The organism is Paenochrobactrum gallinarii (genome assembly GCF_014205685.1).
GTDB classification, from domain to species: domain Bacteria; phylum Pseudomonadota; class Alphaproteobacteria; order Rhizobiales; family Rhizobiaceae; genus Paenochrobactrum; species Paenochrobactrum gallinarii.
Window position 1 is genome coordinate 168,056 of record NZ_JACIIU010000002.1, and the last position, 13,828, is coordinate 181,883.

Below are 13,828 nucleotides of genomic sequence, written 5' to 3' on the forward strand. Positions count from 1 at the left end.
ATTCATGCATCAACAGGCTGGATCAAACAAAAAATCAGGCTTCTTCACCTTCAAACATTTGCACTGGCTGGCTTGGCATAATGGTCGAAATTGCATGTTTGTAAACAAGCTGCGAATGACCATCACGACGCAAGAGGACGCAAAAATTATCAAATGAGGTAACGATACCGGTGAGCTTAACGCCATTGATCAAAAAGATTGTCAGGGAAATCTTCTGCTTACGAACTGAATTCAGAAAGAGATCCTGCAGATTTTGCGATCGTTCTACCATTTTTCTTATTCCTTTTTTCTCGATCAACAACCAAGTCACGGTCAGCTTATCTGCTACATCCAAGATGCAACAGCGGATAATTTTATTTGCCGCCTGAAAGGCAACAAACAGGCTTTTTATGGGAAGCCCGTACCAAACTGCACTGCCTGAGTTAACAGGATGGCATATTTTCTGCAATCTCAAAAAAGAGATTTTTAATAAAGCTATTGCCTCAGGCAAAGCTAGCACAGCAATTTTATCAAGCCATGCCCGCTTAAGCCGATCAGAAGAACTCCAGACTGACGCGGAACATCTGTTCCACCTGTTTTACAACATCCTGTGTCGCAAATAAGACGACACGGTCACGTGGTCGGATACGCACATCCCCTGTCGGCTGAATCACCTGTCCTGCACGGTAGATCGCTCCGATGCGCAAACCTTCCGGCAGATCCAGATCACGCAACATCGGCCCCACCAGCGACGAGGTTTCCATCGCTTCCGCTTCAATCACCTCGGCCATGCCGTGATGCACGCTATAAACCGCACGGATACGGCCACGGCGCACATGCTGCAACACTTTGGAAATTGTCACATTTTTCGGGTTGATATGCGCATCAATGCCAACCGTATGGGTAAATTCCTGATAGGCCGGATCATTAATCAGCACCAGATTATGCTTACAACCCAGACGCTTAGCCATGATGCTTGAAAGAATATTGACCTGATCCTGATTGGTCAGCGCCACAATCAGATCTGCATCCTGCACTTCCGCTTCCAAAAGCACTTCCTGATCCAGCGCACTTCCGTGAAAAACAGTTGTGCGCTGTAATTGATCGGAAATTTCCAGAGCCCGCTCATGATTGCTTTCGATGATTTTAATACGGGTATGCGATTGATGTGCTTCCATGGCTCGCGCCACATAAAGCCCGATATTACCGCCACCAGCAATAATAATACGGTTGGCATCCGGCTTATCATGGCCGAAAATCGACAAAGTGCGGCGCACCTGCTCACGGGTGGTAATCACATAAGCCAGATCCCCCGCATGCAATTCATCAGCGGAATGTGGCGTAAAGAGGCTCTCTTTGCGCACCACACCAACAACCGTTGCCGAAAGATCGGGAAAAAGATCGCTCAGCTGGTTAAGCGGCGTATTAATAACCGGACATTCTTCCTGACATTCAATAGCAAGGCCGATAATTTTTTCATCGGCAAAGCGTAAAACATCGGTCGCACCAGGCAAAGCGATACGGCGCAACAACACCTCGCTCACTTCCAGCTCAGGCGAAATGGTTACATCAATCGGCAGATTTTCCCGCAGGAACAAATCCGAATATTCAGTATTCAGATAGGTTTGCGCACGGATTCGGGCAATTTTCGTGGGCACATTGAAAACCGAATGCGCCACCTGACAGGCCACCATATTGACCTCATCAGAAAGCGTCACCGCAATAATCATATCGGCTTCATTGGCACCGGCGGCCGCCAAGACATCCGGATGCGAACCATGACCGACAAAGCTGCGCACATCCAGCGTGTCACGCACGGTCTGAATGTGTTTCACTGACGTATCAATCACTGACACATCGTTTTTCTCAGCCGCCAGCCGCTCGGCGATACCGTACCCGACTTGCCCTGCACCACAGATGATCACGCGCATGTAAGCACCATTGCTGTTTTAATCCGCCACACAGATGTCAATTACACACCAAGCGACTTCAGTTTGCGGTGAAGCGCCGAGCGCTCCATGCCGACAAATTCTGCCGTGCGTGAGATATTACCGCCGAAACGGTTAATCTGTGCGATCAGATATTCTTTTTCAAACATTTCGCGCGCTTCACGCAATGGCAGCGCCATAATGTGCTGATCAGATTCGGTTGGTGCGCGCGGCAGCGTGTCACCAATATCAGCCGGCAGCAGGTCTGCTGTGATCGGCTCATCCGGATCATCACCACGCGCCAGAATCATCAGGCGCTCAATATTGTTGCGAAGCTGACGCACATTGCCCGGCCAGCTATGAGCCTGCAAAACAGCCATTGCATCGCTGCCGATCGGACGCGGCTTGATCCCTGCCTGCTCGCCGATCTGCTTGATGAAGAAATCCACCAGCATCGGAATATCTTCACGGCGCTGCGACAGTGGCGGCACCTGCACCGGCACAACTGACAAGCGATGGTACAAATCCTCACGGAAACGGCCTTCAGCGATCATCGCTTCCAGATTTTGTGCGGTTGATGAAATCACACGCACATCCACTTTAACGCGTTTGGTGCCGCCAACACGTTCAAATTGCTGATCGACCAGAACGCGCAGAATTTTATTCTGCGTTTCACGCGGCATATCTGCAATTTCATCGAGATATAAAATACCGCCATGTGCTTCTTCCAAAGCACCGACTTTGCGCTCGCCACCATCCATTTCGGTACCGAAAAGCTCAATTTCCATGCGCTCCGGCGTAATCATTGCCGCATTTAGCGTTACGAACGGGCCATTGGCGCGTGTCGAGCTGGAGTGAATGGCGCGCGCTGTCAGTTCTTTACCAGCGCCGGAAGCACCAGTAATCATGATACGGCTATTGGTTGGCGCCACACGTTCAATGGTCTGGCGCAAGTGGCTCATCGCCAAAGAGTTGCCCAACAGCTCCAGATTATCACCGCTGCGCTTACGCAAATCAGACACTTCACGTTTGAGCTTGGAGGTTTCCAGTGCCCGTTCGGCGATCAGAATCAAACGATCAGCCTTAAACGGCTTTTCGATAAAATCATAAGCACCGCGACGGATTGCCGACACGGCAGTTTCAATATTACCATGACCGGAAATCATCACCACCGGCAAATCAGGGTGGAGTTTTTTAATCTCGTCAAGCAAGGCCAGACCATCAAGACGACTGCCCTGCAACCAGATATCCAAAAATATCAAGCGCGGCACACGGTCATTGATGGCAGCTAAAGCGCTGTCAGCATCAAAGGCGGTGCGGGTCTCATGCCCCTCGTCGCTTAAAATACCAGCAACCAGCTCACGAATATCCGCTTCATCATCAACTACCAGAATTTCATCTGCCATATTAGTTCACCTGCTCAGCTTCTGACTGTTCTGTTACGGCCTCAGCTTCACGCAAGCTTTCGCTCACGGGAAAAACCATTCTGATCAACGCACCCCGACCCTGATAAAAATCTGGCCGAGCATCGTGCAATTCCATATGCCCGCCATGATCTTCCACGATTTTGCGCACAATAGCCAAACCAAGCCCTGTGCCTTTTTCGCGGGTTGTCATGTAAGGTTCCAGCAACTTTTGGCGATCATCGCCCGGCAAACCTTTGCCGTTATCGCTGACTTCAACAATTAATTGTGCATCCTCTTTATAAGAGCGCACAAGGATGTGACCTTGATAGTTTTCATCACGCGCAACTGCATCAATCGCCTCGCTGGCATTCTTGATAATATTACCAAAGGCTTGCGCCATCAGACGGCTGTCGAAAGAACCAAGCAGCTTTTCGGAGCCAAAATCATTGGTAAATTTAATATCGTTACGGCTGACTTCAATCAGGAACGATGCTTCACGCAACGGATCACGCAGATCAAGCTCGCGCATTTCCGGCTTCGGCATACGGGCAAAATCAGAGAACTCATTGACCATGCGGCCAATATCACCCACCTGACGCACGATAGTTTCGATACATTGATCGAAAACTTCGCGGTCTTCGGTAATGACCTTCCCATAGCGGCGTCTGATACGTTCAGCTGAAAGCTGGATCGGTGTCAGCGGATTTTTGATCTCATGCGCAATGCGGCGTGCCACATCCGCCCATGCGCTTGAGCGCTGCGCCTGCACAAGATCAGTAATATCATCAACCGTCACCACATAAGAATGATCGTCGAAACTCGCATCTTCCACAGTGATCTGCACATTATAGGTACGTGCCGAGCCTGAACGCGTTATCGTCACCTGCTCGCGGTGTACTGCACGACCCGTAGAGCGGGCAATTTCAAAAGCCTGCCCGATTTCCGGCGCAAGCCCCGTAAGGTTCTTGCCAATGGAATCCTGCGCGCAGACTTTAAACATATGCTCAGCCGATGGATTGATGATCGTGATCACCCCATCCGGATCGATACCGATCACACCAGCGGTAACGCCTGAAAGTACAGCTTCCGAGAAACGACGGCGCTCATCAATCTGGTCCTTTGCCGATAAAAGCTCATTGCGCTGACTTTTAAGCTCGGCGACCATATTATTGAAAGTACCGGCCAATGCACCCACATCGCCATCGGTTGCCTGTACCGGCACGCGAACTTCCAGATTACCTGCCGCCACATCCTGCGATGCACCAATCAGCAAGCGGATCGGACGCACAAGACGGTCGGCCACGGCAATCCCTGTCCAGATTGCCGACAACAACACAATCAGCGTCAAACCGAAATAAAGCAAAGCGAAAGCGATTTGGGTTGCCAAACGATTGGAATCCATCGCGCTATAACGCTCGGCATTGGCCTCCATCAGGCGCATGGCATCAATAATTTCACCGTCCACTGCGCGAATTGTATAAAGATAAGCATCCGGAATGGCGCTCATCTTAATAATCGCACCAACAAAATGGCTGGTTCCCGGCGGAATAATCACTGGCTTGCCATCTGATGCCGTTTGCAGTGCATCTTGTGGCGCTGGCGGAAGCGAGCGCTCGCCACCCAGTTCAGTTTCCAAAATCACACTGCCGTCTTCGCGTACGAGATAGGCACCCAAAAGCCCACGACCACGTGCCTGCAACGACATCAGCCGCACAAAACCGGAGCGATCCAAACTATAAAGCGTGCGCTGTGCATCCAGATCCTGCAACATCGAATAGGATGTGCCCTGCAAATTGCGCGCAGTTTCGGTGATGTAGGATTTTGCCAGACTGTTAGATGAATTTACAATCTCACGGGTATTAGTATCAAACCAGCGATCAAGCCCTAAATTCAGGGTCACAGCCGCCACGATTGCTACCGCAATCGCCGGAACAGCGGCAATCAATGAGAAAAGTGCCACAATGCGCACGTGAAGCCGCGAGGCAGCGCGGCCATGACGGCGCGCCAGAATGATACGGTAAATTTCGCGCCAGATCAGGCCGATCAAACAGGCAATCAATGCCACATTAATCACGGTCAGTGTCAGCGTAACAATTCGATCCGGATTAATCGGGGTAATGCCAATTAATATAGCAAAAGAAAGCGTTGCAGTTACAAGGGCTGCGACTACAGTAATCAGCCCCGGCAAAGCCAATAAACGGCGTGGCTCGGCATAGTCATTGCCATTTGCGGCAGAGCCTTGAATTGCGGGCGACGTTTCATTCATCTCGAAAATTGTTCCGATCAGATTCGTTACTGTTCTATAATCATATTAAAAGACTAAGTTGCATTCATGCAACGCATTGTGGCGAAAATGCAACTGCGCATTTTGACTAATAAAAAATATCACCAAATTTACGCCGTTCAGCAGCATATGCTTTCAACAGCTATGACACTCACAAAGCGCGTGTGAAACCAAAGTAACCAAATCCCAAGGAAAGCCAGTTAATCTGCTTTCAACACGATTCGACTGACATGACGGTCATTGAAAGAGAAGAACTGAAAAGAGAGAACAGGATTTCTCATGGCAACGGCAAAACGCAAACCACGCACGGCTTCAAGCGCAAGAAAACGCACATCAGCAAAAAAGAACAGCGGGGCTTCAGTTGCGTCGGTTCTGGCTCTTGGTGCGATTGTTGCGCTAGGCGCGGTCAGCATCTGGGCAGCGTCACAGCACAAAAGTCCGCAAACTGCCATTTCGAATCTTTTTAATGGTACATCAAACACCAGCCGCGCAACCACGCCCCCACAAAGACAGGCAACCAGCACTCAGGTTAAAGAACCGGTAAAGCAACCTGCCCGCCCCAATCGCGCAGAAGAAAAAGTAACAGGCCGCGCAACTGCTACCGCGCCGATACCTCGTCCAGAAATCGGCCTTGGATCAACCAAAGTGACGATCGCGCCTCAACCGGCAGCTCGCCCGCAGACTGCGACGCAAACAGCCACGCCTGCGACCAAACCAAATCAAATGGCAGCAGCCATCACACCCCCAGCCTCTGCCACAAAAAACCTGCCGCCACGTGGCGAAAACCGTGCCGGCTCTACGCCGAAAATGGTTTATGCCAGACAGAAACTAACCGTACATAAAACCGCATGGGATAAATCTCCCTCAATGGGCGAAGTCGAAAAAGGCCGCGAATTACGCTCTTATGGCCAGACAGGCAAATGGCACCGTGTTGTGGTACCGGCCACTGATATGATCGGCTGGGTGCATCAGGATATGCTGGTAATCGTGAACAAAAGCGCCAAGCAGAATGCGCAAGTATCTGCACCGCTCACCACCGGCGCCATCAAAGCGCAAGTGCCTGTAAAGCCAATGCCTTTTGCTGCCAAAGCGGAAACCAGCCATCCAGTGCCAAAAAGCAATGTCGGCAACTAAGCATAAGCACTTAAATCTTACGTATAAACAAAAGGCACTCCAAAGAGTGCCTTTTTTTCATCATTTTGTGCTTGGTTTTTCCACAGGATCGTCTTTATCGCCGCTATAAACAATATCGGCCAAGGCAGGACTATTGAGAACCTGCGCCGCTAGAATGCGGGTGATGCGGCTTTTTTGTTCCAAAGCAACACGGTCAAGCTGATCCACCACACGAATGGCGGCATTCAGCGAGCGCTCAATGCGGCTGACCAGATAGCTCACTACATAAGGTTCAACATCCACCTGACGATCAGCAAAGAGCTTATGAATGACATAAGTGAGCAGCATGTCATCAGGTGCTGCAATTTCAACAACTGTGGCAGCCTTCAAACGCGAAGCAAGATCAGGTAATTTTACACCCCAAGCAGCAGGCCACAGGCGCGATGTCATCAAAAGCGATGGCCCCGGCCCTTGTGCCGCATGCTGGCGCACCGAATTAATCAGGTGAAACAAACCTGTTTCATCCAAGGTTACGTCACCAATATCTTCGATCAGCATCGGCTGAATACTGGCACGCTCCTGAATGTCGGCACTGATATTGGACGGATCAACCAGCAAAGCTCCGGTTTTTTCCTGCCAGACCTGCGCCATATGTGTTTTACCCGAGCCGGTCGGCCCCGCCAGAATAACCACAGGCGCCACCCAATCCGGCCAGCGGTCAACCAAATCCACGGCAGCACGGTTCGAGCCCGCAACAATGAGATTATCGCGCTCATAACCAGGCTGATGTTTCAATTCGAACGGCAATTGCCGTGGTCGCGCCTCACTCATGTTAAATGCCGGTTGTCCTTAGTTTTTAGCAGTGGTTACATCTGTTTTTGCAGGAGCCTGCTGTTCTATCAGCGAAGCATCATACATTGGTGAATGGAGATAGCTGTTCAAAGCAAATCGCACAAGCACACCTACAGCAGCAGCGGCAGGCACTGCAACCAGCATTCCGGTAAAGCCGAACAGCGAACCGAAGGCAAATAATGCAAACATCAGCCATACCGGATGCAAGCCGACAGACGAACCAACCAGTTTAGGCTGTAAAATATTGCCTTCAATAAATTGACCGACAAAGAACACACAGGCCACCACGGTGACCATTACCCAATCCGGCCAGAACTGAACCAGTGCAACTCCGATGGCCAGCGCCAGCCCGACAAATGAGCCAATATAAGGTATAAAGCTGATAAAACCGGCAAAAAGACCGATAAGAAGGCCAAAATTGAGCCCTGTGAGCGTCAGACCGACCGCATAGTAAGTGCCAAGAATTAAACATAATGTGCCCTGACCGCGGATAAATCCGGCCACAGCGTCATTCATTTCACGCGCGATGCCGCGCACAGTTTCCAGATGAGCGCGCGGTATCCATGAATCGATACTGTCAATCATGCGGTCCCAATCTAGCAGCATATAGAAAGCAACTACCGGAGTGACCACAAAAAGCCCTGCAATATCGACCAGAGATTTCCCCGAATTCCACAGGGACTGAAGCAATGTGGATAAAAAACTAGCGCCTTGACGCAGCAAAGTACTCAGGTTTTCCTTGATAACATTGCTATCGATGTTGAGATAATTTTGCAGCCATGCCGAATCTTCATTCGCCACCAGCGATTGAAGCTGTGTCACATAAAGCGGAAAGCGTGAGATAAAATCGGCAAGCTGTGTTGCCAGAATTGGCACCATGATCATCAATGCCAGCACCAACACCACCAAAAACAGCAACAGGATCACAATTGTTGCCATCAGTCGTGACATGCCGAAACGTTCCAATCGATCCGCCACCGGATCAAGGAAGTAAGCCAGCGCCATCCCTGCCACGAAAGGCAGAAGGATTGAGCTGAACATCAGCAAAAACAGCACAAACACCAAAACGGTGCCGATCCAGAAGGTCAGCTGCTTGCGCATCATCCCTGCCATTTCAGCTGGCGGCATGCCTTGCAAGGGTGCCGCACTTCTTCTGGTTGCGCGTGCTGGTGTGCGAGCCGGTTTCTTTGCTGTGGTCTCAGGTGCTTTGCTCATTGAAATCCGTTAATGGCGATGGGCAATTGGTTTAAATTACTGGCAAGATCTAGTTAGACTGCTTCGTGCACTCCGCGTCAATCGTGCCCACCATATATATTCTTTTTGACGCTTGCATGCTTAATCGCATCCGAACATATGCATATATGTGTCATAATGTGTTTAATTTGCCCGCCGGCGGGTTTAAACACGCTTTTTATAGCCTTGCGACGCTGATGGCACTTGCAGGAAAAGTCATCTCATGGCATTTGCCCAAGCGAAATCCTTAATTCCGTATCAGACACCGTCCAAGTGCCTTTGCTGAATAACCAGCCTGACGGCCCAGTGTGCGGCAACGAACCTGTTTCAGGAGCATCCCATGACAGCGACAAACAAGCCAACCGGTCAAAACGGACTGACATATGCGCAGGCTGGCGTTGATATTGACGCGGGCAATCTGATGGTCGAAAAAATCAAACCATTGGTACGCTCCACCCGTCGTCCCGGCGCTGACGGTGAAATCGGCGGCTTTGGCGGCTTGTTTGACCTTAAAGCTGCAGGCTTCAAAGACCCTGTTCTGATTGCCGCTAATGACGGCGTCGGCACCAAGCTGAAAATTGCCATTGATGCAGACCAGCACGACACTGTCGGCATTGATCTGGTTGCTATGTGCGTCAACGATCTGGTGGTTCAGGGCGGCGAGCCGCTTTTCTTCCTCGACTATTTTGCCACCGGCAAACTGGAACCGGAACAGGGCGTTGCCATTGTTGCCGGTATTGCTGAAGGCTGCCGTCAGGCAGGTGCGGCATTGATCGGCGGCGAAACTGCCGAAATGCCAGGTATGTATAAAGACGGCGATTATGATCTGGCCGGTTTTGCAGTTGGCGCGGCTGAACGTGACAATCTGTTGCCGCGTGGTGATATTGCTGAAGGCGATGTTATTCTCGGTCTCGCCTCTTCCGGCGTTCACTCCAACGGTTTTTCACTGGTGCGCCGCATTGTTGAACTTTCCGGCCTTGGCTGGAAAGACGAGGCACCGTTTAAAGCCGGTGAAACATTGGGACAGGCACTGCTTACCCCTACCCGCATTTATGTAAAGTCCTTGCTGGAAGCCATTCGCTCTTCTGATGGTATCAAAGCATTAGCACACATCACCGGTGGTGGTTTTCCTGACAATATTCCACGCGTTCTGCCGGAAGGTCTGGCTGCCGAGGTTGATCTGACCAGCATTGACGTACCAGCCGTATTCTCATGGCTTGCCAAGGTTGGCGGCGTTGAAATGCACGAAATGCTGCGTACCTTTAACTGCGGCATCGGCATGATTGTTGTAGTCACACCTGAAAAAGCCGACGAAGTGACAAAAATCCTGGAACAGCAGGGCGAAAAAGTTGCCAAGCTTGGCCGTATGGTCAAGCGTGAAGCTGAAGGCGTTGTTTATCAGGGTAAACTGGCACTATGATCAAGAAGCGCGTTGCCATTTTTATTTCCGGTGGCGGCTCCAATATGGAGACGCTGATTAAAGCTGCCAGCGCGCCTGATTATCCTGCCGAAATTGTCGCGGTTTTTAGCGACAAACCACAAGCTGGCGGCATTGCCAAAGCGCAAGCCGCCGGTGTCACAACATATGTTTTCGCCCGCAAGGACTTTGCCTCCAAGCAAGAGCATGAGCAGGCCATTTTACAACAACTGGCCGCTCTCAACCCTGACATCATCTGTCTTGCCGGTTATATGCGTTTGCTTTCGGCTGATTTCATCAAGCCCTATACTGGCCGTATTCTTAATATTCATCCGTCAATCCTGCCGCTTTTTGCAGGCCTTGATACCCACCAGCGCGCGATTGATGCAGGCATGAAAATTGCCGGCTGCACTGTGCATCTGGTCACTGAAGGGATGGATGAAGGCCCTATTCTCGCACAAGCCGCAGTGCCTGTTTATCATGATGATGATAAAGACTCACTTGGCGCCCGTGTCTTAACGGTCGAGCATCAAATCTACCCATTAGCCCTGAAGAACTTTATCAATGGAACATTTACTTCTGCCACTGATGCAGAAAGGCAACAAATACTCAGTATTTGAGCTATTTAAATGTTAATAAAGTCTTAACCTGCAAAATATTGCCTTAAAGTTATGTGAAAAAAACGCATTGCCTCAACAGGAAATGATGGCCTCGTCTTTATAAAGATTGAGACCAAAATGACTTTGAGCAGTTTTTACGACACAAGATTTTAAGGATCACCTTATGTCCTCCCAAAACAAGACTTCACTTATTGCCGCTGCTGTCGCTGTTTCTGGCATGACCTTTGCAATGGGTGCAGTTGCTCAGGCAGCTGACTATGTTCAGCCTGCACGCAGTGCAACCACGCAGCCCTACTCACAGGTCGGCATGCTGACTTGCGATATAGCACCTGGTATCGGCGTCATTATCGGTAGCCGTCAGGAGCTGGAATGCACATTCAAACCAGCCGCTCGCGGTGCAGCAGTTGAGCAATATTCCGGCCAGATCACTAAAATCGGGCTCGACATCGGCTTCACTAATGGCGGCCAGCTGGCTTGGGCGGTTTGGGCTCCAACTGTTCGCCCTGAAGGCGCATTGAAAGGCTCATATGTTGGCGCATCGGCTAATGCAGCCATCGGTGTTGGTGCCGGCACAAACATCCTGACCGGCGGTTCATGGAAAACCATTTCCCTGCAGCCAATTTCACTTCAGGGTCAGAAGGGTCTGAACCTTGCAGTTGGCGTCACCAACTTCCGCCTGAAATATAACGGCTAATCAGCCTTTTCAGGTATCACGATTAAAAAGCCTCCGGTGATAGCTCGCCGGAGGCTTTTTTATGGATGTGTTCACTTAACAATCAGGCACATTTCCTGACCCAAACCTTGGTGTCGTGAAAAGCAGCGCCTCCATAAGGCGCAGACGCATCGGCACCGGTCAGTGTATTGATCCCCTCGCCGCGCTCAAAGGCGGAGTTTGGAAACAAGCCTTCTGAAATCACCACCCCGCGCTTTTGGCCTTCTCGCAATGTCGCATGCAGCACCACTTCACCGCGCATATTGCCGATTTCCACCCGCTCCCCATTTTCAATGCCAAGATCGGCCGCATCCAGCGGATGGATCAGCAATTGCGGCCGAATTTCTTTAGCTTGTGATGTTGGTGTTTCCGTAAATGACGAATTGAGAAAGTTATGCGAAGGCGAAGTTGCCAGCCGGAACGGATGTTCCTTATCAGCCGCCTCAATCACCTCCCAATGATCAGGCCATTCCGGCAAAGTTTGATAAGGGCCCTGAATGCCCATGCTTTCCGGCGGGCGATTAGGCGCTGCATTTTGTAACCATGTCGGTTTGAAGCGGAATTTGCCATCCGGCCACTTAAAGCCATTGATATAATGGGCTTCTTCAAATGGCGGCTGCAAATCCAGAAAGCGCGATTCCTTCATATAGCTGAAATCCGGCAAGGCGCTTTTCTCATTCATATTGTCAATCAATGTCTGCTCGCCGATATTAAAGCCCGGCAAATGACCGACACCCAAACGATCAGCTAATTGATTGATAACATAAAGATTTGGCTTGGCTTCCCCCACCGCATCAATCAGCTTTGGCCCCAGCAATAAATACTGATTGCCACCGCCGCGATAAATATCGTCATGCTCAAGAAAAGTTGTGGCCGGCAAAACGACATCAGCCATTTTAGCCGTATCGGTCATGAATTGCTCATGCACGACTGTAAACAAATCTTCACGCGCAAAACCTTGGCGCACTAAACGCTGCTCCGGCGTTACATTCATCGGATTGGTATTTTGAATGAGCAGTGCAGTCACGGGCGGGCCATTATAAAGAGCCTCGCTGTCACCGGTAAGAATACGTCCGATTTTTGACTGATCGAGTGAGCGAATAGAAGTATCTTTAAAGCTTTTACCTTCAATTTCAGCCTTATCCAGCTTGAAAATACCGGAATTAGAATGGAAAGCGCCACCGCCTTCATGTGCCCATGCGCCCGTAACCGCCGCAATTGACAGTGCCGCGTGCATGGCAACCGAACCATTGCGCTGGCGGGTAAAACCATAGCCCAGCCGGAAAAAGGTCTTTTTTGTTTTGCCAATCAGATGCGCAAAGGCTTCAATCTCGGCAACAGTTAAACCAGTGATCTGCGCTGCCCATTCTGGCGTTTTAGACGTCAGATGCTGCTGCAACCCTTTCGGATCATCGGTGTATTTTTCCAGATAATCCCAATCAGCCAGATTATCGCGGAATAAAACATGCATCACCGCACAGGCAAAAGCGCCATCTGTGCCGGGTTTCAGCACAATGCCCATATCGGCCTGTCGCACAGTTGCATTGGCATAAATATCAATGACCACAATTTTCGCGCCGCGCTCTTTGCGCGCGCGTGTCGCGTGGGTCATCACATTAACCTGCGTGGCAGCCGCATTGGTGCCCCAGATCACCACACAATCCGATTTTGCCATTTCGCGCGGATCAGGCCCGGTCAGACTACCTGTTCCGGCAAAATAGCCCGTCCATGCCAGATTGGTGCAGAAACTATCAAACTGGTTGGAATATTTTTTGGCATGACGCAAACGATTGATCGAATCGCGCTGCACCTGCCCCATCGTTCCTGCATAATAATATGGCCAGACCGTTTCGCTGCCATATTGCTCTTCCGCTTTGATGAAGCGTTCAGCAATCAGATCAAGCGCTGCGTCCCATGAAGCCTCTTTCCACACCGCTTCGCCTTTGGCACCCGCTCTGATCAATGGCTTTTTCAGCCGGTCAGGATGATGCACCCGTTCGGCATAACGGGCCACTTTGGCGCAGATAACACCGGCCGTATAAGTGTTTTCCTTCGAGCCTCTGACGCGGCCGATGGTTTTACTATCCAGCAGTTCCACATCCAGAGCGCAGGTTGAAGGACAATCATGCGGACATGCAGAATGCGCAATCAGAATATCTGTTGAGCGTGCCATTTTGGGTTATCGCCTGTAAAACGGAAGAGAATAAAAAGCAGTCGGCTAAATAAACGAGAAATCTGTCATTTATTTGCACTGAAATTCACCTTCACGCAACTCACCTCTTGC

The 13,828-nt window shown here is 50.4% G+C and carries 11 protein-coding genes; 4 read left to right on the top strand and 7 right to left on the bottom strand.

The genetic code is table 11. The features are described 5' to 3' along the window. Positions 1-34: 34 nt before the first annotated feature. The 4 genes from hfq to FHS77_RS03520 all read right to left on the bottom strand — a co-directional run bounded on the left by hfq (position 35) and on the right by FHS77_RS03520 (position 5,579). The gene (gene hfq / locus FHS77_RS03505; protein WP_184220587.1) at positions 35-271 is read right to left on the bottom strand and encodes an RNA chaperone Hfq; all 237 of its coding nucleotides are present in this window, start codon (positions 269-271) and stop codon (positions 35-37) included. A gap of 262 nt (positions 272-533) precedes the next feature. Beyond that, the gene (gene trkA, locus FHS77_RS03510) at positions 534-1,910 is read right to left on the bottom strand and encodes a Trk system potassium transporter TrkA (RefSeq protein WP_184220079.1); all 1,377 of its coding nucleotides are present in this window, start codon (positions 1,908-1,910) and stop codon (positions 534-536) included. Positions 1,911-1,951: 41 nt separating this feature from the next. Further along, positions 1,952-3,313: a nitrogen assimilation response regulator NtrX gene (gene ntrX / locus FHS77_RS03515; protein ID WP_184220082.1), complete on the bottom strand. Its 1,362-nt coding sequence runs from the start codon at positions 3,311-3,313 to the stop codon at positions 1,952-1,954. A 1-nt stretch (position 3,314) separates the two neighbouring features. After that, a complete protein-coding gene (locus FHS77_RS03520; RefSeq protein ID WP_184220085.1) occupies positions 3,315-5,579 on the bottom strand; it encodes a sensor histidine kinase NtrY-like in 2,265 nt (754 codons plus the stop codon). A 297-nt stretch (positions 5,580-5,876) separates the two neighbouring features. On the opposite strand from FHS77_RS03520, the gene FHS77_RS03525 reads away from it, so the two are divergent. Beyond that, entirely contained in the window at positions 5,877-6,731 is an 855-nt protein-coding gene (locus FHS77_RS03525; protein WP_184220088.1) for a hypothetical protein, read from the top strand. A 60-nt stretch (positions 6,732-6,791) separates the two neighbouring features. Here the strand turns inward: FHS77_RS03525 and hdaA are convergent, their stop codons facing one another. Together hdaA and FHS77_RS03535 are read right to left on the bottom strand one after the other, a co-directional pair. Beyond that, positions 6,792-7,541, bottom strand: a complete 750-nt coding sequence (gene hdaA, locus FHS77_RS03530; RefSeq protein WP_184220091.1) for a DnaA regulatory inactivator HdaA — start codon at positions 7,539-7,541, stop codon at positions 6,792-6,794. A gap of 18 nt (positions 7,542-7,559) precedes the next feature. Further along, positions 7,560-8,690, bottom strand: a complete 1,131-nt coding sequence (locus FHS77_RS03535; RefSeq protein WP_343060950.1) for an AI-2E family transporter — start codon at positions 8,688-8,690, stop codon at positions 7,560-7,562. A 445-nt stretch (positions 8,691-9,135) separates the two neighbouring features. Between FHS77_RS03535 and purM the strand changes: the two genes are divergently transcribed. From purM to FHS77_RS03550, 3 genes are all read left to right on the top strand, one after another. After that, the gene (purM, locus tag FHS77_RS03540; protein WP_184220096.1) at positions 9,136-10,215 is read left to right on the top strand and encodes a phosphoribosylformylglycinamidine cyclo-ligase; all 1,080 of its coding nucleotides are present in this window, start codon (positions 9,136-9,138) and stop codon (positions 10,213-10,215) included. Continuing rightward, positions 10,212-10,832: a phosphoribosylglycinamide formyltransferase gene (gene purN / locus FHS77_RS03545; RefSeq protein WP_184220099.1), complete on the top strand. Its 621-nt coding sequence runs from the start codon at positions 10,212-10,214 to the stop codon at positions 10,830-10,832. Before purM ends, purN begins: the two co-directional genes overlap by 4 nt. Before the next feature lie 163 nt (positions 10,833-10,995). After that, positions 10,996-11,526 carry a DUF992 domain-containing protein gene (locus FHS77_RS03550; RefSeq protein ID WP_184220102.1) on the top strand — a complete coding sequence of 177 codons (531 nt, stop codon included), beginning with the start codon at positions 10,996-10,998 and terminating at the stop codon, positions 11,524-11,526. A gap of 82 nt (positions 11,527-11,608) precedes the next feature. Here FHS77_RS03550 and FHS77_RS03555 read toward each other — a convergent pair whose 3' ends face one another. Further along, positions 11,609-13,717: a molybdopterin oxidoreductase family protein gene (locus tag FHS77_RS03555; protein WP_184220105.1), complete on the bottom strand. Its 2,109-nt coding sequence runs from the start codon at positions 13,715-13,717 to the stop codon at positions 11,609-11,611. Positions 13,718-13,828 lie beyond the last annotated feature (111 nt).